17 protein-coding genes are annotated in these 21883 nt (G+C 73.1%); 14 read left to right on the top strand and 3 right to left on the bottom strand.

From position 1 onward, the window contains the following. Positions 1-40 precede the first annotated feature (40 nt). From M8316_RS00950 to M8316_RS00925, 6 genes are all read left to right on the top strand, one after another. Entirely contained in the window at positions 41-964 is a 924-nt protein-coding gene (locus tag M8316_RS00950; protein WP_250051167.1) for an AraC-like ligand-binding domain-containing protein, read from the top strand. Positions 965-1143: 179 nt separating this feature from the next. After that, positions 1144-2253: a sugar ABC transporter substrate-binding protein gene (locus tag M8316_RS00945; RefSeq protein WP_250051165.1), complete on the top strand. Its 1110-nt coding sequence runs from the start codon at positions 1144-1146 to the stop codon at positions 2251-2253. After that, positions 2250-3863 (top strand): sugar ABC transporter ATP-binding protein, encoded by a 1614-nt coding sequence (locus M8316_RS00940; RefSeq protein ID WP_250051163.1) that lies wholly within the window; start codon positions 2250-2252, stop codon positions 3861-3863. The genes M8316_RS00945 and M8316_RS00940 overlap by 4 nt, the downstream gene beginning before the upstream one ends. After that, positions 3860-4867, top strand: coding sequence for an ABC transporter permease (locus tag M8316_RS00935; protein WP_250051161.1), 1008 nt, complete (start codon positions 3860-3862; stop codon positions 4865-4867). Before M8316_RS00940 ends, M8316_RS00935 begins: the two co-directional genes overlap by 4 nt. A gap of 53 nt (positions 4868-4920) precedes the next feature. After that, positions 4921-5271, top strand: a complete 351-nt coding sequence (locus M8316_RS00930) for an EthD family reductase (protein WP_250051160.1) — start codon at positions 4921-4923, stop codon at positions 5269-5271. A gap of 86 nt (positions 5272-5357) precedes the next feature. Beyond that, positions 5358-6254 (top strand): arginase family protein, encoded by an 897-nt coding sequence (locus M8316_RS00925; RefSeq protein WP_250051158.1) that lies wholly within the window; start codon positions 5358-5360, stop codon positions 6252-6254. Positions 6255-6267: 13 nt separating this feature from the next. Here M8316_RS00925 and M8316_RS00920 read toward each other — a convergent pair whose 3' ends face one another. Continuing rightward, positions 6268-6807 carry a DUF2867 domain-containing protein gene (locus tag M8316_RS00920; protein WP_250051156.1) on the bottom strand — a complete coding sequence of 180 codons (540 nt, stop codon included), beginning with the start codon at positions 6805-6807 and terminating at the stop codon, positions 6268-6270. A 120-nt stretch (positions 6808-6927) separates the two neighbouring features. On the opposite strand from M8316_RS00920, the gene fbaA reads away from it, so the two are divergent. Together fbaA and M8316_RS00910 are read left to right on the top strand one after the other, a co-directional pair. Beyond that, on the top strand, positions 6928-7959 hold the full coding sequence (gene fbaA, locus M8316_RS00915) for a class II fructose-bisphosphate aldolase (protein ID WP_250051154.1): 1032 nt from the start codon (positions 6928-6930) through the stop codon (positions 7957-7959). A gap of 104 nt (positions 7960-8063) precedes the next feature. Further along, positions 8064-8489, top strand: coding sequence for a DUF3151 domain-containing protein (locus tag M8316_RS00910; protein WP_250051152.1), 426 nt, complete (start codon positions 8064-8066; stop codon positions 8487-8489). Between the two features lie 131 nt (positions 8490-8620). Here M8316_RS00910 and lysS read toward each other — a convergent pair whose 3' ends face one another. Next, positions 8621-10135 carry a lysine--tRNA ligase gene (lysS, locus tag M8316_RS00905; protein WP_250051150.1) on the bottom strand — a complete coding sequence of 505 codons (1515 nt, stop codon included), beginning with the start codon at positions 10133-10135 and terminating at the stop codon, positions 8621-8623. A gap of 402 nt (positions 10136-10537) precedes the next feature. Between lysS and M8316_RS00900 the strand changes: the two genes are divergently transcribed. Continuing rightward, positions 10538-11530, top strand: a complete 993-nt coding sequence (locus M8316_RS00900) for a helix-turn-helix transcriptional regulator (RefSeq protein WP_250051148.1) — start codon at positions 10538-10540, stop codon at positions 11528-11530. 25 nt (positions 11531-11555) lie between these two features. Here M8316_RS00900 and M8316_RS00895 read toward each other — a convergent pair whose 3' ends face one another. Continuing rightward, positions 11556-12488 carry a diacylglycerol/lipid kinase family protein gene (locus M8316_RS00895; RefSeq protein WP_250051146.1) on the bottom strand — a complete coding sequence of 311 codons (933 nt, stop codon included), beginning with the start codon at positions 12486-12488 and terminating at the stop codon, positions 11556-11558. Between the two features lie 268 nt (positions 12489-12756). Here M8316_RS00895 and M8316_RS00890 point away from each other — a divergent pair, with 268 nt between their 5' ends. From M8316_RS00890 to ppc, 5 genes are all read left to right on the top strand, one after another. Beyond that, positions 12757-14040, top strand: coding sequence for an adenylosuccinate synthase (locus M8316_RS00890; protein WP_250051144.1), 1284 nt, complete (start codon positions 12757-12759; stop codon positions 14038-14040). 135 nt (positions 14041-14175) lie between these two features. Then, positions 14176-15912, top strand: a complete 1737-nt coding sequence (locus M8316_RS00885) for a hypothetical protein (RefSeq protein WP_250051142.1) — start codon at positions 14176-14178, stop codon at positions 15910-15912. A gap of 87 nt (positions 15913-15999) precedes the next feature. Then, the gene (gene purD / locus M8316_RS00880) at positions 16000-17262 is read left to right on the top strand and encodes a phosphoribosylamine--glycine ligase (RefSeq protein ID WP_250051577.1); all 1263 of its coding nucleotides are present in this window, start codon (positions 16000-16002) and stop codon (positions 17260-17262) included. Between the two features lie 95 nt (positions 17263-17357). After that, complete coding sequence (purB, locus tag M8316_RS00875) at positions 17358-18788, top strand: adenylosuccinate lyase (protein WP_250051140.1); 1431 nt, start codon at positions 17358-17360, stop codon at positions 18786-18788. A 106-nt stretch (positions 18789-18894) separates the two neighbouring features. After that, entirely contained in the window at positions 18895-21738 is a 2844-nt protein-coding gene (gene ppc / locus M8316_RS00870) for a phosphoenolpyruvate carboxylase (protein ID WP_250051138.1), read from the top strand. The last annotated feature ends 145 nt before the right edge of the window (positions 21739-21883 follow it).

The raw sequence follows: 21883 nt of genomic DNA, 5'->3' as shown, positions 1-21883 counted from the left end.
TCCCGTCGGCCCGAGCCGACGAGGGTCCACAATGGACGGCATGGGCCTGATCCGGATCGGCAGCGACGAGGAGTGGCGAGCGGCTGTCTCGTCGAGCTTCTACGAGCTGTCGCTGTCGCGGGTCTCGCCGGGCTTCACCGCCTCCATCCAGCAGCGCGACCTCGGCCGCGGGGTGCGGGTCGCCGAGGTGACCTCGGGGGCCACCGAGCTGTGGCGCACCAGCCGGCTGGTGACGACCGCCCCCACCGACGAGGTGCTGCTGCTCGTCCAGCTCGCCGGACGCTCGCGAGTGCGGCAGGCCGACCGCACCGTCACCCTGAGCGCGGGCATGGCCACCCTCTGCGACCCGCTGGTCGAGTACCGCGTCGAGAACGCCACCGCCTCCCAGCAGCTGGTGATGATGCTGCCCCGCGCCGTGCTGCGTGCCTCGGGCGTGCCCGTGGACGCCCTGCGGCTGCGCCCCATCGGCGGCGAGGTCGGCTCGCTGCGGGCGCTCATCGCTCTCGGGGGCGAGGCGGTCTCCTTCACCGACGACGGGCTCCAGTTCCTGGAGTCCGACGCCGTCACCACCGCGATGCTGGGCCTCACGCGCTCGCTGTTCGCCCGGGTCGGCGGGCAGGAGGCGGGGCCGCGGCCGCGGGAGGCGCTCGTGGCCGAGGCCCTCGAGGTCGTCCGGCAGCACGCGCCCGACCCGGCCTTCGACGTCGACGCCTGGGCCTCGCGGGTCGGCGTCTCCCGCCGGCTGCTCACCGACCTGCTGCGGGGCGAGGGGACCCCGTCGGCGGTGCTGCGCACCGAGCGGCTGCGGCGGGCACGGGCGGAGCTGTCCGACCCGCTCGAGGCGCGTCGCTCGATCGCCGAGATCGGCGCCCGCTGGGGGTTCGTCGACGCGACCACGTTCTCCCGCGCCTTCAAGCGCGAGTTCGGCGACCTGCCCTCGGACCTGCGCCGCCCGCTGGCCTGAGCCGCCCGCCCTCGTCCGGGCCCGCCCGTCGGCATTTGCTGCACCGGGTCGGCAGCAGGTGCCGATCGGCGTAAACACCGCGTCACGTGTGCCTCCTGGAGGCCCGCCGCCGTCGCGGCGGCGGCCCCCGCTGGGGCTCCATGTCTCTCGACGCACCACTGCGAGAGACGGAGAACCCCATGAAGCGACGCTCCTGGACCACGATCGGCACCCTCGGCATCGCCGCCGCGGCCCTGACCCTGACCGCCTGCGGCAGCGGCACCGACGCCGCCGACGTCGAGGTCGACACGGACGCGCTGGCCGCGGCCCAGAAGATCGTCGACGAGTACAGCGCCGACGTCAGCGAGGACGAGCTGCCCACCGGCACCACCGAGGTCGCCTCCGACAAGCTCATCGTCACCGTGCCGTGCGCCTACGCCGCGGAGAACTGCAAGCTCGGCGTGGACAGCTTCGCCGACGCCGCCGACGCGCTGGGCTGGACGACGAAGATGATCGACCCGGCCGGTTCCCCCGACGCCGCCCGCGCCGCCATCCAGACCGCGATCAACATCGGCGCCGACGGCATCTTCTTCATGGCAGCCGACGGTCGCGCGCTCGCCGACGACCTGGCCGAGGCACGCGACGCCGGCATCGTCACCGTCAACGTCCAGGGCGGCGAGAACCCCGACGGCGTCTTCGACTCCGCGATCGACCCCTCGCCGACCGGCATGGGCCGCCTGCTCGCCGCGGCGATCACCGTGCAGAGCGAGGGCACCGCCAAGGCGCTGCTCATCAACGACTCCGAGTTCTCCGCCGTCGTCGACATCCACGAGGGCCTCTCCGACGGCCTCGACGAGCTCTGCCCCAGCTGCACCGTCACCGACGAGCTGGACTTCCAGATCGCCGACCTCTCCACCGGCCTCCCGACCCAGGTCGAGTCCGCCCTGGCCGGCAACCCCGACACCGACGTCGTGTGGGCCGCCTACGACGCCGCCGCCCAGAGCATCTCCCCGGTGATCGAGCGCAGCGCCAACGGCGACGCGATCAGCATGGTCTCCACCGACGGCCTCCAGGCGAACCTCGAGGACGTGCAGGACGGCGGCATCCAGACCGCCGACGTCGCCGCGTCCTCGCCCTGGATGGCCTGGCAGTCGGCCGACCTGATGAACACCCTGTTCACCGGTGGCACCGTCGACGCCGAGGTCGCCGCCCCCTACAAGCTGATGACCGCCGACACCATCACCACCATCCCGTGGGACGGCGACGTCGACTGGCAGGGCGCCTACGAGACCCGCTGGGGCGTCCGGTGAGCCGTCGCCCGCTGGAGCTCGTCTCCCTGCGCGACCTGTCGGTCACCTTCGGCACGGCCAAGGCCCTGGACGACGTCAGCGTCGACGTCTTCCAGGGCCGGGTGACCGCCCTGCTCGGCATGAACGGCTCGGGCAAGTCGACGCTCATCAAGGTGCTGGCCGGCGTCTACAAGCCCGACGCCGGCGCCACCCTCGACGTGCGGGGCGCCGCGGTGCCGCTGCCGCTGAGCCCCGCCACCTCGCGCGACCTGGGCCTGCGCTTCCTGCACCAGGACCTGGGCGTGGTGCCCGAGCTGACCGTCGCGGAGAACTTCGCCCTGGTCGCCGGGTTCCCGACCCGCGGCCCCTGGCGCGGCATCGACTCCCGACGCCACGCCGAGCAGGTCGCGGCCACCCTCGAGGTCGCCGGGGTCTCGGCCGACCCGCGCACGCGGATGGCCGACCTCGACCCCTCGACCCGGACGATGGTCGCCATCGCCCGGCTCTTCGCCGGCAGCGGCCGCGACGGCGAGGTCGGCGAGAGCGTCGTCCGCGACCGGCTCCTCGTCCTCGACGAGCCGACCGCCTCCCTGCCCGCGGAGGAGGTCGACCGCGTGCTCTCGCTCCTCGAGCGCGTCCGCGACCTCGGCGGCAGCATCGTCTACGTCAGCCACCGCACCGACGAGGTGCGCCGCATCGCCGACCAGCTCGTGGTGCTGCGCGACGGCCGGCTGGTGGCCGACGAGCCCGTCGGCGACCGCACCGCCGACGACATCGTCTCCCTCGTGGTCGGCCAGAAGGTCGAGCGGACGCGGCACGCCCGCCGGGTCGTCGTCGCCGACGGCAGCGCCGCGGCGCTGTCGGTCGCCGGCCTGCACGGGCCGCGACTGCGCGACGTGAGCCTGCGGGTCGAGCGCGGCGAGGTCGTCGGCGTGGCGGGCCTCGTCGGCTGCGGCCGCAGCGAGCTGCTCCGCATGGTCGCCGGTGCCCAGCGTCCGGCCGCCGGCAGCATGACCGTCGACGACGCCCGGCACGCCCCGCGCTCGCCCCAGGCCGCCATCGAGGCCGGTGTCGCGTCGGTGCCCCAGGACCGGCGCGGCGAGGGCTGCGTGCTGCCCATGTCGGTGCACGAGAACCTGGTGCTCGGCCACCGCCGCCTGCGCCGCACCGGCACGATCGACCGGGCCGCCGAGCGGGCCGGCGCCGCCGACCTGATGGCGACCTACCGGGTCAAGACGGCCTCGCCGGACCTGGAGATCGGCCGGCTCTCCGGCGGCAACCAGCAGAAGGTCGTCCTCGCCCGCACCGCCTCGCACGACCTGAAGGTGCTCGTCCTCGACGAGCCGACCCAGGGGGTCGACGCGCACGCCAAGCAGGAGATCGCCCGCGCGGTCCGTGCCGTGGCCGAGCGCGGCGTCGGCGTCCTCGTCGGGTCCAGCGACTTCCAGGAGCTGGCGGACCTGTGCGACCGGGTCGTCGTCCTCGACCGCGGCCGGGTCACCGGCGAGCTCCTCGGTGAGGACCTCACCGAGGAGCGCATCGCCTCGCTCAGCACCCACCACGGCGCCGCCCCGGCGTCCTCCGCCCCGCACACCACCCCGCAGACCGAGACCAGGGAAGCCCTCGCATGAGCACCACCACCGCGGAGCAGACCTCCGCCACCACCACCCCCGCCCCGGCGGCGCGTCGCCCGTTCCTGGGCTGGCACCTGGTCGCCGAGCACGGCGTCCTGCTGCTGCTCGTCGCCCTGGTCGTGCTGTTCAGCGTCCTGGTGCCCGACACCTTCCCGACGTGGGCCAACGCCCGCCTGGTGCTGGCGAACCTCGCCATCCCGGGCATCCTCGCGCTGGCGGCACTCTTCGCCCTGACCGTGGGCGAGTTCGACCTGTCGCTCGGCGCCACGCTCGGCTTCAGCGCGATCACCGCGGTCACCTTCTCCAACGCCGGGCTCCCGGTGCTGGGCGTCGTGGCCGCCACCCTCGTGGTCGGCCTGCTGGTCGGCGCGGTCAACGCCTTGCTGATCGTGGTGCTCGACGTCAACGCGTTCATCGCGACGCTCGGCGTCGGCACCCTGCTGGCCGGCGGCAACCTGCTGCTGACCGACAGCTCGCTCCTGACGGTCGACTCGGACGCCTTCGGCGACCTCACGACGATCCGGCTCGGCGGGCTGCAGGTCGTGCTGGCCTACTTCGTGGTCGTCGCCCTCGTGCAGTGGTTCGTCGTCGAGCGCACGCCCTTCGGCCGCTACTCCCGCGCGACCGGTCTCGGCCGCCCCGCAGCCCGGCTGGCCGGCGTGAACACGCGCAAGTACCTCGTCCTGGCGTTCCTCGCCGGTGCCGTGCTCGCCGCGCTGGCCGGCGTCCTCCAGGCCTCCCGCGCCGGCAGCACCCCGCCGTCGCTGGGCCCGGACTTCCTGCTGCCCGCGTACGCCGCGGCCTTCCTGGGCGCCACCACGATCAGGCCCGGCACCTTCAACGTGCCCGGCACGGTGCTCAGCGTCGTGCTGCTCGCGGTCGGCACCAACGGCCTGGTGATGCTCGGCGCCGACACCTGGGTCACCAACGCCTTCAACGGGGGCGCGCTGATCCTCGCGGTCGTCCTCTCCCGCTCGTTCGGGCAGCGTTCCCGCGCCTAGCGCCAGACTCCCCTCACCACTCCCGCACGCCCCACCCAGAGCGAGGCTCCCGCATGTACACGATCGTCATCCTCACCAGGCCCATGGCCGGCATGGGCCGCGAGGACTTCCTCGAGCACTACCGCACGACCCACTACGACCTGGCCACCAAGATCCCCGGCCTCCTCTACTACCAGCAGGCCGAGGTCGCCCACGGCGCCGAGGGCTGGGGTGTCGGCGACGAGGCGTTCCCGACCCACGTCGGTCTGTCCACCTACACCTTCGCCAGCCGCGAGGACGCCGAGGCCGGCTTCGCCTCAGCCGAGGGCGTCGCCGTCGACGCCGACACCGGCACGTTCATGGACTGGCCCAGCGTCCTGTTCGCCCCGGCGACCGTCATCCAGTCCTTCGGCTCCCCCGTCTGACCCCCACCTCCGCGGGCCCGCCCCGCCGGTCCGCGCCATCCGCAGCACCACCACCTCCAGCAGCACCGCACGAGAGCGAGACCTCCATGCCCAGCACCACCAGCAGCTCCGACGTCACCGGACCCACCCTGCGGCTCTACCACCCGCAGTGGCAGGGGTGCGCGGCCGAGAACATGGTCCTCGTCCCGGAGCTGCCGCCGGTCGAGGGACGTCGCGGCTACAGCACCGGCACCACCGTGCTCGAGGCCGTCCTGCCGCCGCACGACGGGCCCGTCGCCCACGTCGAGGTGCCCATGGGCGAGACCGGGGACGAGGTCGTCGACGGCATCGAGTCCAAGGGCGTGGTCGCCGACCAGCTCGACCTGGCGCTGCGCACGCTGGAGGAGCAGCGGCCCGGGCGGGTCGTCACCGTGGGCGGTGAGTGCTCGGTCAGCGTCGCCCCGTTCAGCTGGCTCGCGGCGCAGTACCCCGACGACGTCGCGGTGGTCTGGCTGGACTCCCACCCGGACGTCGGGACGCCCGACTCGGAGTACCACGGCTACCACGCGATGGCGGTCGCGATGATCACCGGCCACGGCGACAAGGAGCTCGTCGACCGGCTGCCCGGCACGGTGGACGCCTCCCGCGTGGCCCTCGCGGGCCTGCACTCCTGGACCGAGGACGACTTCCCGAACGCCGCGGCCTGGGGCATCACCACCTTCGCACCCGACGACCTGCGCACCTCGGGTGCACCGCTCGTGGAGTGGCTCGCCTCGACGGGCTGCTCGAAGGTCGCCATCCACCTGGACGTCGACGTGGTCGACGCCGACGAGGTCGTGCTGGGCCTGGGCATGGAGCCCGGGGGGCTGACCACCGATCAGGTCGCCCGGGTCGTCGCCGACGTCAGCGAGGCCGCGGACGTCGTCGGGATGACCGTCGCCGAGTACGTCCCGCGACAGGTCATCCGCACCCAGGCCCTCCTGCGGGGGATGCCCCTGATCTGACGAGTCGGGCGGGTCAGTCGGTCGCGTCGCGCCAGACCGAGCCGCGCACCTCGGCCACGGTCCGGCGGTGCACGACCTCCAGCAGCGCCTCGCGCGCCGGCAGGTCGGCCACCAGGTAGGCGGCGCCGAGGAGTCCCGCGGGGGCCAGCGTGACCGTCTGGGTCAGCACCGCGCCGGCGTCCCGGCCGGGGGCGGCGGGGGAGACGACCGTCTCGAGCGTCACCCGCCCCGGGGCGCGGACCTCGGCCTCGAGGAGGAGGCGGTGGCCGTCGGTGGCGCGGCCCGCCTGGAGCACCCGCCAGAACCCGGCCCGCTCGCCCGCCCGCAGCAGCGGACGCCCGCTCGGGGACGCCGGGGCGGCACCGCCCAGCAGGCGGTCCAGAGCACCCCGCAGCCGCAGCGGGGCGGCGTCGAGGTACCAGTGCGGGCCCGCCGCGGCGGAGGCCACCGCACGGTAGGTGACCTGCGCGGAGAAGGGCACGCGCGTGGTGCGGGTGGAGCTGGTCGCGGTGGTGCGGCGACGGGTCCCGTCGCCGGACGCCGTGGTGCTCATGCTCGCGAGCCTACGGGGGCCGACGACCCTCACCCGGGCGCTGCACGTGCCGCTAGGGTGACCCAGCACGCAGGACGCAGCCCCGTCGCTGCCTCGAACCCGTTCCTCGGAGGAGCTCGCATGCCCATCGCCACCCCGGAGAAGTACGCCGAGATGCTGGACACCGCCAAGAGCGGCCAGTACGCCTTCCCGGCCGTCAACGTGTCGTCGTCCCAGACGCTCAACGCCGTCCTGCAGGGCTTCGCCGACGCGGGGTCCGACGGCATCATCCAGGTCTCCACCGGTGGCGCGGAGTACCTCTCGGGCCAGAAGGTCAAGAAGATGACGACCGGCGCGGCGGCCTTCGCGGCCTACGCCGCCGAGGTGGCCAAGGACTACCCGGTCAACATCGCGCTGCACACCGACCACTGCCCCAAGGACAAGCTGGACGGCTTCGTCCGCCCGCTGCTCGACATGTCGATGGAGCGGGTCAAGAACGGTCAGGCGCCGCTGTTCCAGTCGCACATGTGGGACGGCTCGGCCGTGCCGCTGGACGAGAACCTCGTCATCGCCGAGGAGCTCATGGCCAAGTGCAAGGCCGCCAACATCATCCTCGAGATCGAGGTCGGCGTCGTCGGTGGCGAGGAGGACGGCGTCGCGCACGAGATCAACGACAAGCTCTACACCACGCCCGAGGACGCCATCGCCACCGCGCAGGCGCTCGGCCACGGCGACCGCGGCTACTACATGACCGCGCTGACCTTCGGCAACGTGCACGGCGTCTACAAGCCGGGCGGCGTGAAGCTCAAGCCGTCCGTGCTCAAGGACGCGCAGGAGGCCGTCGTCGGGGCCATGGGTCTCGAGGCCGGCTCCAAGCCGTTCCACTTCGTCTTCCACGGCGGCTCGGGCTCGGCGCCCGAGGAGATCGCCGAGGCCGTCTCCTACGGCGTGGTGAAGATGAACATCGACACCGACACCCAGTACGCCTTCACCCGCTCCATCGCCGGCCACATGCTCGGCAACTACGACGGCGTCCTCAAGGTCGACGGCGAGGTCGGCAACAAGAAGCTCTACGACCCCCGCGTGTGGGGCAAGGCCGCCGAGACCGCGATGGCCGCCCGCGTGGTCGAGGCCTGCGAGAACCTCTCCTCCGCCGGCAAGTCGCTCGGCTGATCCGGCACCGGTCCCGTCACGACGGCCCGCGCCCCTCGGGGTGCGGGCCGTCGGTCGTCCGGAGGGGCCTCGGTGCGTGCCGCGCTGCCTGGCAGGATGGCGCCATGAGCATCGGACAGGACCTGATGGCCGGCCCTCCGCCGGTCCACCTCCCCGCCGACCCGGCCCAGGCCGAGCTGGCCGCGGGCGCGGCGCCCGAGGACGTCGCGCGGGCGCACCCGTCGTCCCCCTTCGCGTGGGCCGCCCTCGCCGGCGCGGCCGCCGAGCGCGAGGACGACGCGATCACCGTCTACGCCTACGCCCGCGTCGGCTACCACCGCTCGCTGGACCTGCTGCGCCGCAACGGCTGGAAGGGCCACGGCCCGGTGCCGTGGGAGCACGAGCCCAACCGCGGCTTCCTCATGAGCCTGGCGATGCTGGCGCTGGCCGCGCAGAGCATCGGCGAGACCGAGGAGTGGGAGCGCTGCTCCACGTTCCTGGCCGAGACCAGCGCCACCGCCTACGAGACGCTGCTCGCCAACGTGGGCTGAGCCCGGGACCGACGCCGCCGTCGACGCCGGTGGTCGGGTGCGGGGATCTCGTGGCTCGTCGCCAGGGCTCCTCGCACCTCGATCACCGGTGGGGTGCCAGGGCTCCTCGCACCTCGATCACCGGTGCGGCGTCAGCGGACCTCGGGCCGCAGGTGCGGGAAGAGGATGGTCTCGCGGATGCCGGCGCCGGTGAACAGCATGATCATCCGGTCCAGGCCGAGGCCCAGGCCACCCATCGGCGGGGCGCCGTACTCCAGGGCGCGGAGGAAGTCCTCGTCCAGCTGCATCGCCTCGGGGTCGCCCGCGGCGGCGGCCAGCGACTGCGTGGTGAGCACCTCGCGCTGCACGACGGGGTCGATGAGCTCGGAGAACGCGGTGCCGCGCTCGACGCCGGCGATGATGAGGTCCCACGCCTCGATGAGGCCGGGCTTGTCGCGGTGCGGGCGGGCCAGCGGCTGCGCCGAGGCCGGGTAGTCGCACAGGAACGTCGGCTGCAGCAGGTTCGGCTCGACGAGCTCGGAGAGCAGCTCCAGCGCGAGCTTCTCGCTGCTCCACTTCGGGTCGAAGTCGATCTCGTGCTTCTCCAGGTGCCCGATGAGCGTCGCGGCGTCGGTGTCGATCGTGATCGTCTCGCCGACGGCCTCGGAGATGGCGTCGTAGACCGGCAGCCAGCGCCACTCGGCGTCCAGGTCGACGACACCGTCGGGGGTCTCGACCTGGCGCGAGCCGGTCGCGTCGGCGGCCGCCAGGAACAGCTCGCGCATGAGCGCGGCCATCGTGAACTGGTCGCCGTACGCCTCGTACGCCTCCAGCATCGTGAACTCGGGGGAGTGCGTGGAGTCCACGCCCTCGTTGCGGAAGATCCGGCCGAGCTCGTAGACCTTGTCGACGCCGCCGACGACGGCCTTCTTGAGGTTCAGCTCGAGCGCGATGCGCAGCGTCATCGGCTGGTCGAAGGCGTTCATGTGGGTGGTGAACGGGCGTGCTGCGGCACCGCCGTGGATCAGCTGGAGCGCCGGGGTCTCGATCTCGAGGAAGTCGCCGCCCTCGAGCACGCCGCGCACGGCGCGGGTGATGGCCGCGCGGGTGCGGACCATGTCGCGCGCCTCCTGGCGCACGATCAGGTCGGCGTAGCGCTGGCGGACGCGGGACTCCTCGGAGAGGTCCTTGTGGAGCGTCGGCAGCGGGCGCAGCGCCTTGGACGCCATCTCCCACCTGGTGGCCATCACGGAGAGCTCGCCGCGGCGCGAGGAGATGACGCGGCCCTCGACGAAGACGTGGTCGCCCAGGTCGACGGTGCGCTTCCAGTCCTCCAGCGCCTCCTCGCCGACCTCGGCCAGGCTCAGCATCACCTGGAGACGGGTGCCGATGCCCTCCTGGAGCGTGGCGAAGCAGAGCTTGCCGGTGTTGCGGGAGAACACCACGCGGCCGGCGATCCCGACGACGTCCTGCGTCTCCTCGCCGGAGGCCAGGTGCCCCCAGCCCTCGCGGACGGCGGCCAGGGAGTGCGTCCGCTCGACGTGGACGGGGTAGGCCTCGCGGCCCTCGGAGAGCAGACGCGCCCGCTTCTCCTTGCGGACCGCGATCTGCGAGGGGACGTCGTCGACGTCCGTCCCGGGCACGGCCTGCTGCGCGTCGTCGCTCATGGGCCGAGGTTATCGAGGACCGGCCGCGAAGGACGAGTCGATGACGCCCGCACGCACGCGCGCGTGGCGCGCAGGCGAGGGGTGGGCGTCGGGGTCAACCCCTGAACTCGACCCCGACACCCGGGCGTGGAGCAGACCCGGGTCATCCCCCGACGAAGCCCGTGCCGCCCCGGTCACGACCCTGGCGAACCAGGAACGGACCGGACCGCCCTAGCGGGGAATCATGCTCACTGTCGGCCCCAAGGTAAAAGGCTGTGGCGGACATTGGCATGATGTGGACAGTTCTCGGTGACTCTCGTCCTGTCCGCGGGAGACCTTCGGTGCTGTGCACGAGTGGTGCCCGGAACGGCGTACACCCGGATTAGCCGGACGCCGTCGTCCACGGCGCATACGCTCCCTGACATGCCGTTACCGCCGCCGGAGTCGGTGCTGTCGGCGCTCGGAGTGCCCCGACCGGCCGAGCGCTGCTACCAGAGCGTCCTGAGCCAGTCGGGTCGTGAGCTCGTCTCGATCGCCGCGACCCTGCTCCAGACGGAGCAGGAGCTGCTCGCGGACCTCCAGCCGCTGATCGACCGCGGGCTGGTCGAGCTGCGTGACTCGCGCGTCTTCGTCGTGACGCCGGCCGAGGCGGTCCTGCAGGCCGTGGAGGAGACCTCCCGTGCGGCCGCCGCCGCGCACCGTCGGCTCGAGGCGATCTCGGGGGCCATCCCGCACCTGACCGCGACGAACGTCCGCCCGCACCCGGGCGAGGTGGTCGACCACGGCGCCGTCGACGGCGAGATCAGCTCGGGCGGCAACCCGGTCCAGCTGCTCACCTCCCTCATCCGGGAGAGCAGCGGCGACCTGCTCTGGTTCCGCGCCGAGCACTTCGAGGCGCCGCGCGAGGACGCGATGCTGCACCTCATCGGCGAGGCGATGGCCAAGGGGCGTCGCTCGCGCGCCATCTACCCGGTCCGCGCGGTCACCGACATGCCCGACACCCTGTCGCGACGCGCGGCCGCGGGCGAGGAGATCCGGCTCGTGCCGGACCTGCCGACCCGGATGCTCATCATCGGCACCACCCACGTGATCCTGCCCGAGCCGCTGGGCTTCATGGACGAGCCCCGCTCGCTGGTGCGCCAGACGGGGTGGGTGCAGGCCCTGACGCTGTGGTTCGAGTCGGTGTGGGACCAGGCGATGCCCTACGCGCAGCAGTCCCGCCACGAGGTCCGTGCCGACATGCGCACCTTCCTCCTCCAGCAGCTCGCCTCGGGCGCGCAGGACGAGCAGATCGCGCGCCGGCTCGGCGTCAGCCTGCGCACCGTGCGGCGTCGGGTGGCCGACATGATGTCGGAGCTGGGGGCCGAGTCGCGGTTCCAGGCCGGCGTCGAGGCGGCCCGCCGCGGCTGGCTCTGACCTGCGGGGAGTCGGCCGCCCCTGATCAGCTCGTCGTCGGGGCGGACGCCGGCAGCACCATGCGCAGGGCGCCTGGCTCGACCCGCCAGGTGCGGCGACGCTCGGGCCCGTCGATCTCGCCGTCCGCGGAGCACCAGAACTCCTCGCCGGCCACGGAGACGCGGGCGCCGCGCAGGTAGACAACGTCGTCGCGGGTCGGGTGGGTGCCTCGCACCAGCTGGGCCACGTAGCCGAACCGCGCCAGCGGGCCGATCGCGCGGCTGACCATGACGTCGACCTTGCCGTCGTCCACCCGGGCCAGGGGAGTGAGGGGGGTGCCGCCGCCGACGTCGCGCGCGTTGCCGACGGCGACCATGAGCACCGGCTCGTCGACGTCGACCACCACCTCGCCGTCGACCTCGACCCGCAGCCGCACGAAGGGCGGCTTCACGGCCGCCTGGAGGGAGCCGATCGGGTACCCGAGGCGGCCGAGGTTGACGCGGCCGACGCCGACGCGGTGCAGCCGCTCCTTCCAGCGTGCGCCGCGGCGGCTGGCCTGGGCGCCGGCGCCCACGTGCACGCTGTTGACGACGACCCGCCCGAGCTCGTCGACGACCAGGTCGACGGGCGTCTCGACCCCGGTGAGGACGAGGCGGGCGGCCTCGGTCACCTCGAGGGGGACAGCGTTGCCGCGGGCGAAGTCGTTGCCGGTGCCCAGGGGCAGCAGGCCGAGGACCTTCTGGCCGAGCTCCCCGCGGGCGTGCAGCGCCGCGACCACGGCGTGCAGGCTGCCGTCCCCGCCCGCGACGACGATGCGTCGTGTGCCGGCGCGGTGCAGGACGCTGTTGAGCTCGCCCGGGTCGCCGGTGGCGACGACCTCGACCGAGGTCGCCGAGCGCAGCACCGACAAGCCGCGCTCGAGGGTCTCCTCGTCGGCGGTCCCGGCGCCGCTGTTCTTGATCACGAGCAGCGGGTCCACGTACCGGACGGTACCGGGCGACAGCGGGCCGGCACGCTCACCCGACTCGGCGTGACGCGCACCCCGCGTCGACCCCCGGGCCCCGCCCGGTGTCCGCTCATCGGACGCCAGCGGTTCCGGACCGGACGGGTGGGGGCCGCCGATCAGGGGATGAGGGTGCTCCGGTGCTAGCGTGAGGCCGCACAAGCCCCTGGTCGTGTGCCGGGGGCATTCGCCTTTCAGGGCCCGCCGCGAGGGCGTGGCCCCCGGCTGGAGAGTGAGCAGGCAGATGCCCGCGATCGCCATCATCGGAGCCCAGTGGGGAGACGAGGGGAAGGGCAAGGCCACCGACCTGCTCGGCTCCTCCGTCGACTACGTCGTGAAGTTCAACGGCGGCAACAACGCTGGCCACACCGTCGTCATCGGCGAGGAGAAGTACGCCCTGCACCTGCTGCCGTCGGGCATCCTGACGGCCGGCTGCGTGCCCGTGATCGGCAACGGCGTGGTCATCGACCTCGACGTGCTCTTCCACGAGATCGACGGCCTCGAGGCCCGCGGGATCGACACCTCCAAGCTGGTGGTCTCCGCGAACGCCCACGTCATCCCGGACTACAACCGCACGGTCGACAAGGTCACCGAGCGTTTCCTCGGCTCGCGCCGCATCGGCACCACCGGCCGCGGCATCGGCCCGACGTACGCCGACAAGATGAACCGCATCGGCATCCGCGTGCAGGACCTCTTCGACGAGTCGATCCTGCGCCAGAAGGTCGAGGGTGCCCTGGAGCTGAAGAGCCAGGTCCTCACCAAGATCTACAACCGCCGTGCCCCCGGCGTCGACGAGATCGTCGACAGCCTGCTGGTGCACGCCGACCGGCTGCGACCCTACGTCGCCGACACCGTGCTGCTGCTCAACCAGGCCCTCGACCGCGGCGAGACCGTGCTCCTCGAGGCAGGCCAGGCCACGCTGCTCGACGTCGACCACGGCACCTACCCGTTCGTCACCTCGTCCTCGGCGACCGCCGGCGGCGCCTGCACCGGCTCCGGCATCCCGCCGATGCGGATGGACCAGATCATCGGCATCGTGAAGGCCTACTCCACGCGCGTCGGTGAGGGTCCGTTCCCGACCGAGCTGTTCGACGACGCCGGCGAGCACCTGCGCAAGACCGGCCACGAGTACGGCACCACCACGGGCCGGCCGCGTCGCTGCGGCTGGTACGACTCCGTCGTCGCCCGCTACGCCGCCCGCGTCAACGGCGTCACCGACTTCGTGCTCACCAAGCTCGACGTGCTCACCGGCCTCGAGCAGGTCCCGGTGTGCGTGGCCTACGACGTCAACGGCGTGCGCCACGACGAGATGCCGGTCAACCAGACCGACTTCCACCACGCCAAGCCGATCTTCGAGTACCTGCCCGGCTGGTGGGAGGACCTCTCCGACTGCCGCACCTTCTCCGACCTCCCGGAGAACGCGCAGAACTACGTCAAGGCCGTCGAGAAGCTCTCCGGTGCACGGATGTCGGCCATCGGCGTCGGCCCCGAGCGCGAGCAGACCGTCGTGGTCCACCCGCTCGTCTGAGGCACCACGCTCCTCGCCACGAACGCGCCCGTCCGATCGGACGGGCGCGTTCCGGCTTTCCCGGGGTTCCTGCCGCAGGCCTCTCAGCAAACGTTTAGGGTTCACGGGATCTCGGACTGCAAGGAGACCCCTGCTGTGACCACGCCGGCCCTGCCGACGCGCCTGCCCGCCCTCGTCCTCGCCCTGCTCGGGCTCGTGGCCGCGTTCCTGACCGCGCCGCTGCTGCCCGCCTCCGCCGCGGACGTCCCCGACGGGTGCGTCGACGCGCCCGTCGGCGTCTACGGGACGCCGTCAGGCACCGCGGCCACGCTCACCGGCGAGGCCACGACCCTGTGCTGGTCGGTGCCTGCCGACCGGCTCGCCTCACTCGTGCTCGTCTCGGTCGTGCCGGGTGACGGGACGCCGGACCCGACCGCCGGTGCCAGCGTCACCGTCACGCCCAGCCGAGGTGACGAGTGCACCTGGCAGCAAGGTGCCGACGCCGACCCACTGCGCTACTGCGACCTCGACGAGACGCCGCAGCCCGGGGACCGGATCGAGGTGCGGGTCACCCCGGACGACGCCACCCAGCCGACGTGGACGGTCGCCGTGCGGCCCCACGCCGGCGACGAGCACTGCCTGGCCGGTGAGGTCGACGGCTCCGCCACGGCCGCGGCCGTGACCAGCATCCACGACGTCGAGTGCGTCCGCTTCGACCCCGGTGACCAGGAGGGCTTCCGTCGCGGCTCGTTCGTCGCCGACGGCGACCTGGCCGTCGCCTGGGCCGGCACCACCGACTGGGGCCAGCCGCTCGCCTGCTTCAGCGAGGCCTGCAACCCCGACATCGACTGGGGCTCCACGGCGGTCGTGGCGGCGTCCTCGATCTCGGGCGCGCCGAAGGCGGGCGAGGTGGCCACGGGCGAGGTGGCGATGCTGGACGGAATCGTGGGACGCGACGCCGGCCCTGCGTGCCGGGCCGTCGACCTCACCCAGGGCAAGGTCCGCGTCAAGGGTGTGCTCGACGACGAGCACCCGATCGCCTGCTACGCGGTCGTGATCTCCGTCGACGACGGGAACCTCCGGCTCGCGTGGGATGCCGACGAGGCCCCCGTCTTCGCCGCCGCCAAGACAGGCTCCTCGAGCTGGGTCTACCGGACGGGCCTGACCGCCGCGGCCTCCTTCCCCTACTACTTCCTCACCACCTACTCGACCGGGAACCGGCCCGTCGGCTCCGGCGCCGTCGTGCTCACCCGACCCGCGGGCACGGCCGAGCTGCCCTTCACCCTGACGCTGCGGTGCCCGACCGCCGACGGGAGCTGCGGCCAGGCCAACCAGGTCTTCAACCTGCCCGCTCTCGGCGTCCCCGCACCGACGGGCGACGCCGCGGTCGACGGCCGCCTGACGGCTCCCGACCTCGCGGAGCGGTGGCGGTTCCAGCCGGCCACCGTCCTGTACCGCTGGCTGCGCGACGGGACTGCGGTCCGAGGCGCCACCGAGGCGTCCTACCGGCCTGTGGCGGCGGACCGTGGCCACGACCTCACCGTCGAGATCACCGGTGCCGACCCCTACCTCCGGGACCTGACGGTCGTCTCGCGCCCGGTGCGTGTCCGCGTGGGCGACGCCCCGGTGGTGGTGCGTGACCCCGTGGTCCGCGGGAAGGCGCGAGTGGGCAGGGTCCTGCGCGTCGCCACCGGCACCTGGCGACCTGCGCCCTCCTCGTTCTCGGTCCGTTGGTACGTCGGTCCGGGGAAGAAGGCGGACGCGACGGGACGGCGGCTCATCCTCCGACCCAGGCACGTCGGCCAGCGGGTGCGCGTCAAGGTCGTGGCCCGCATCCCGGGCCACCGGTCCGGGTCTTCCGTGGTCCGCGTGCGGGGCGCCGTGCGTCGCTGAGGCGAACGGCCCCGAGCAGGTCGGGCGAGACGAGCGGGGCGGTGCCCGGCCGGGACCGTAGGATGCTCGCCCGTGAGCGATGCGTCCCTGACCTGTCTCGTCGTCGGCACCGGCGGCCGTGAGCACGCCCTGGCCCGCGCGCTGGCCGCCGACCCCGTCGTCGGCGCCGTGCACTGCGCGCCGGGCAACCCCGGGATCGCCGCGGTGGCGACGCTGCACCCGGTCGACCAGATGGACGGCGAGGCCGTGGCCGAGCTGGCCGTCTCGCTCGGCGCCGACCTCGTCGTCGTGGGACCCGAGGCGCCGCTGGTGGCCGGTGTCGCCGACGCCGTCCGGGCGCGCGGCATCGCCGTGTTCGGCCCCTCCGGTGCCGCCGCGCAGCTCGAGGGCTCGAAGGCGTTCGCCAAGGAGGTCATGGAGGCCGCCGGCGTCCCCACCGCCGCCGCCCGCGTGTGCACCACCTCCGAGCAGGTCGCGGCCGCGCTCGACGAGTTCGGCGCGCCCTACGTGGTCAAGGACGACGGCCTGGCCGCCGGCAAGGGCGTGGTCGTGACGTCCGACCGCGCCGCCGCCCTGGCCCACGCCGAGGGCTGCGACCGCGTCGTCATCGAGGAGTACCTCGACGGCCCCGAGGTCTCCCTCTTCGCGATCTGCGGCTGGAGCGAGGCCGAGGGCACCACGGTCTACCCGCTCCAGCCCGCACAGGACTTCAAGCGCATCTTCGACGGCGACGAGGGCGGCAACACCGGCGGCATGGGCGCCTACACCCCGCTGCCGTGGGCGCCCGAGGGCCTCGTGGACGAGGTGCTGCGCGACGTCCTCCAGCCGACCGTCGACGAGATGGCCCGCCGCGGCACCCCGTTCTCCGGACTGCTCTACGCCGGCCTGGCGCTGACCTCGCGCGGCACCCGCGTCGTCGAGTTCAACACCCGCTTCGGCGACCCCGAGACCCAGCCGCTGATGGCGCTGCTCGACGCCCCGCTCTCCCCGCTGCTCATGGGCGCGGCAACGGGCACGCTGGCCTCCGTCCCCGCCCCGACCTGGAAGGACGGCAACGCCGTCGCCGTCGTCATGGCCTCGGCCGGGTACCCGGAGTCCTCCTCCAAGGGCGACGTCATCTCCGGCCTGGACGCGGCCGAGGGCCTGGACGACGTGCACGTGATCCACGCCGGCACGGCACTGTCGGAGGCGGGGGAGCCCGTCACGGCGGGCGGCCGCGTCCTCGCGGTCGTCGCGACCGGCTCCTCGCTGGCCGCGGCCCGCGAGGCCGCCTACGCCGGCGTCGGGGAGATCTCCTTCGACGGCGCGCAGCACCGCACCGACATCGCGCTCAAGGCCGCCCAGGGCTGACGGCCCGCACCCACGGAGGTGGCCGGAGAAGGCCGCGGTCTCGGCGGGCCGCCGCCCGAGTAGCGCTGCCGCGTCCATCGGGGACAATGGGCGTCGTGACCGTGCCGAACGTCCTCGCCACCCGCTACGCCGCCGCCGACCTGGCCGCCATCTGGTCGCCCGAGCACAAGATCGTGCTGGAGCGTCAGCTCTGGATCGCCGTGCTCAAGGCCCAGAAGGACCTGGGCATCGACGTGCCCGACGGCGTGGTCGAGGCGTACGAGAAGGTCGCCGCGCAGGGCACCGACGCCGTGGACCTGGCGTCGATCGCCGCCCGGGAGCGCGTCACCCGGCACGACGTGAAGGCGCGCATCGAGGAGTTCTGCGCGCTCGCCGGGCACGAGCACATCCACAAGGGCATGACCTCGCGCGACCTGACCGAGAACGTCGAGCAGCTGCAGGTCAAGCAGTCCCTCGAGCTGGTCCGCGACCGTGCGGTCGCGTCCCTGGCCCGGCTCGGCCGCCTGGCCGCCGAGCACGAGACCACCGTCATGGCCGGCCGCTCCCACAACGTCGCCGCCCAGGCCACGACGCTCGGCAAGCGGTTCGCCAGCGTCGCCGACGAGCTGATGGTCTCCGTCGAGCGCGTGGAGGACCTGCTCGGCCGCTACCCGCTGCGCGGCATCAAGGGCCCGATGGGCACCGCCCAGGACATGCTCGACCTCCTCGACGGCGACGCCGACAAGCTCGCCACGCTGGAGACCCGCGTGGCCGAGCACCTCGGCTTCGAGCGGGTGCTGACCAGCGTCGGCCAGGTCTACCCGCGCAGCCTGGACTTCGACGTCCTCTCCGCGCTGGTGCAGACCGTGGCGGCTCCCTCCAACCTCGCCACGACGATCCGCCTCATGGCCGGCAACGAGATCGTCACCGAGGGCTTCAAGGAGGGCCAGGTCGGCTCCTCCGCGATGCCGCACAAGATGAACACCCGTTCCTGCGAGCGGGTCAACGGCCTCGCCGTCGTCACCCGCGGCTACCTCTCGATGGTCGGCGAGCTCGCCGGCGACCAGTGGAACGAGGGCGACGTGTCCTGCTCCGTGGTCCGCCGCGTGGCCCTGCCCGACGCGTTCTTCGCCGTGGACGGCCTCTTCCAGACGTTCCTCACGGTGCTCGACGAGTTCGGCGCGTTCCCGGCCGTGATCCAGCGCGAGCTCGACCGCTACCTGCCGTTCCTGGCCACCACCAAGGTCCTCATGGCCGCCGTGCGCAACGGCGTCGGCCGCGAGACCGCGCACGAGGCGATCAAGGAGGCCGCGGTCGGCACCGCCCTGGCGATGCGCCAGGGCCAGGCCGAGAACGACGTGTTCGCCAAGCTCGCCGCCGACGAGCGGCTCAGCCTCACCCCCGCCCAGCTCGAGGCGCTGGTCGCGGAGCCGATCACCTTCACCGGTGCGGCGGTGGCCCAGACGCAGGCCGTCGTCCGCGCCGTCGAGGCGATCTGCGCGGCGCACCCGGACGCGGCTGCGTACAGCCCCGGCGCCATCCTCTGACCCGAGGCCCCGTCGAGGAGCGGCGGCCGCCGACGAGACGACCTCCACACGTCCGTACTCCGGCCCGGCGATGCGCCCGTAACACGATCGCGCAAGGATGGGGCCCATGACTTCGACGACCGGGCCCGACCCGACCTCCGAGGAGATCACCGCCGCCGACCGTCGCGTGAGCGACTACGCGGGGGCCGTGAGCAGCGGCGAGCAGCACGCCGCCCTGCGCGCGTCGGTGCGCCAGCTCGGCACCCTGCTCGGTGAGGCGCTGACCAGGCACGAGGGCCCCGAGCTCCTCCAGCTGGTCGAGGAGGTGCGGCACCGCGCCCGCACCCCCGGCGACGGTGGTCTCGACGAGCTCCTGGCCCAGCAGGACGACGCCACCGCCGTCGTCCTCGCCCGGGCCTTCACCGCCTACTTCCAGCTCGTCAACGTGACCGAGCAGCTGCACCGGTTCGCCGAGCTGAGCGCCTCGGACGAGGGTCCGCTGGCCGCCAGCATCAAGAAGATCGGTGCCGCGGTCGAGGCCGGCAAGCTCTCGCTGGACGAGGTCTCGGCCGCACTGGCCAAGGTCGAGTACCGCCCGGTGTTCACCGCCCACCCGACGGAGGCCTCGCGCCGCACCGTGCTGCGGCTGCTGCGCAAGGTCGCCGAGTCGGTCGCGGCCGGTGAGGACCCCCGCGCCACGGCCGGTGCCCAGGCCCGGATCGACCGCCGCCTGGCCGAGCTGGTCGACCTGCTGTGGCAGACCGACGAGCTGCGCATCGCCAAGCCGCAGCCCAAGGACGAGTCGCGCACGGCGATCTACTACCTGACCCAGCTCGAGGGCCACGTCGTCCCCGGCCTCATGGAGGAGCTGCACCAGCAGCTCTCCGAGATCGGCATCGAGCTGCCCGCGGACGCCCGGCCGCTGCGCTTCGGCGCGTGGGCCGGCGGCGACCGCGACGGCAACCCGTTCGTCACCCCTGAGGTCACCCTCGAGGTGCTCGGCCAGCAGCACGACTTCGGCCTGCGTCGCCTCATCGACCTGGTCGAGGAGGCGCTGACCGAGGCCTCGGCCAGCACCCGCGTCGTCTCGATCAGCGACGAGCTCCAGGCCTCCCTGGACGCCGACGCCGAGGCGCTGCCGATCACCTTCGACACGGTCAAGCGGCTCAACGCCGAGGAGCCCTACCGGATGAAGCTCAGCTTCATCCGTGTGCGGCTCATCCGCACCCGCGACCGGTTCGCCCACGGCACCGCCCACGAGCCGGGCCGCGACTACGCCTCGTTCGACGAGCTGCTGGCCGACCTCACGCTGCTGCGCGAGTCGATGATCGCCAGCGGCGACACGCTCACCGCCAACGGCGAGATCCTCAGCCTCATCCGCACCGCCACCGCGTTCGGCCTGGGCCTGGCCACGCTCGACGTGCGCGAGCACAGCGCCAAGCACCACGCCGCGCTGGCCGAGCTCTACGACCGTCTCGGCGAGCTCGAGACGCCGTACGGCGAGCTCGACCACGCCGAGCGGATCACCACCCTCTCGGCCGAGATGGCGGGCCGTCGTCCGCTCATCGGCTCCGGCCGCCAGCTCGAGGACGGTCAGGCCGACAAGTCGCTGTCGCTGATGCGCACCATCCGCAAGGCGCAGGACACGTTCGGGCCCGACGTCATCGAGACCTACATCGTGTCGATGACCCACGACATCGACGACCTGTTCGCGGTCGTCGTGCTGGCCCGCGAGGCCGGCCTGGTCGACACCGGCTCCGAGACCGCGCCCGCCACGGCGCGCCTCGGCTTCGCCCCGCTGTTCGAGACGGTGGCCGAGCTCGAGCTGGCCGGCCCTCTGCTCGAGGGGCTGCTCTCCGACCCGTCCTACCGCCGCGTGGTCAAGGCCCGCGGGGACGTGCAGGAGATCATGCTGGGCTACTCGGACTCCTCGAAGGACGCCGGCATCGCCGCGTCCCAGTGGCAGATCCACCGCGCCCAGCGCGGCCTGCGCGACATCGCGGCCCGGCACGGCGTCTCCCTGCGGCTCTTCCACGGCCGCGGCGGCTCGGTGGGCCGCGGTGGCGGCCCGTCGGCCGAGGCGATCCTGGCGCAGCCGTGGGGCTCGATGACCGGCCCGATCAAGGTCACCGAGCAGGGCGAGGTCATCTCCGACAAGTACCTGCTGCGCGGCCTCGCGCGGTTCAACCTCGAGAACGCGCTCGCCGCGACCATCGAGGCCGCGGTGCTGCACACGACGATGTCGCTGCCGGACGGCACGCTGGACCGCTGGGACGCCACGATGGACGTGGTGGCCTCGCAGGGCCAGGTCGCCTACCGCGCACTGGTGCGCGACCCGGCCCTCGTGCCGTTCTTCGTCACCGCCACCCCCGTCGACGAGCTGGGCAAGATGAACATCGGCTCGCGGCCCTCCAAGCGCCCCGGCGGCGAGGGCGGCCTGGACGACCTGCGCGCGATCCCGTGGGTGTTCGGCTGGACCCAGACCCGGATGATCCTGCCCGGCTGGTTCGGCGTCGGCTCCGGCCTCAAGGCGGCCCGCGAGGCCGGCCACGAGGAGCAGCTGAAGGAGATGTACGGCTCCTGGAACTTCTTCCGCACCTTCCTCTCGAACGTGCAGATGACGCTCTCCAAGACCGACCTCGCCATCGCCGCGCGCTACGTCGACACGCTCGTGCCCGAGGACTCCCGGGCGCTGTTCGAGGTGATCAAGGCCGAGCACGCGCTCACCGTCGCCGAGGTCCTGCGGGTCACCGGCGAGTCCGAGCTGCTCGAGCACTCCCCGGTGCTGCGCCAGACCCTGGCGCTGCGTGACGCCTACCTGGCGCCGCTGCACGCCCTGCAGGTCAGCCTGCTGGCCCGCACGCGCGCCACCGCCTCCGAGGTCACCGCCTTCGACCCGGACAGCGACCTCCAGCGCGCGCTGCTCACCACGATCAACGGCATCGCCGCGGGCCTGCGCAACACCGGCTGATCCCACCTCGCTGGTCGAGGTGCGAAGCCGGCCACGGCTGAGCCTCGAGACCCCCGCCCCCGGAGACGGCGCACGCCGCCGTCGGGTGCGGGGGTCTCGTGCGTCCAGGACACGTGTCGAGGCCCACCCGCTCGGGTCTGCGGTG

This window comes from Nocardioides bruguierae, from assembly GCF_023554635.1.
In the GTDB taxonomy this organism is placed as follows: Bacteria; Actinomycetota; Actinomycetes; order Propionibacteriales; family Nocardioidaceae; genus Nocardioides; species Nocardioides bruguierae.
This window is presented reverse-complemented; position numbering and strand designations above follow the sequence as displayed.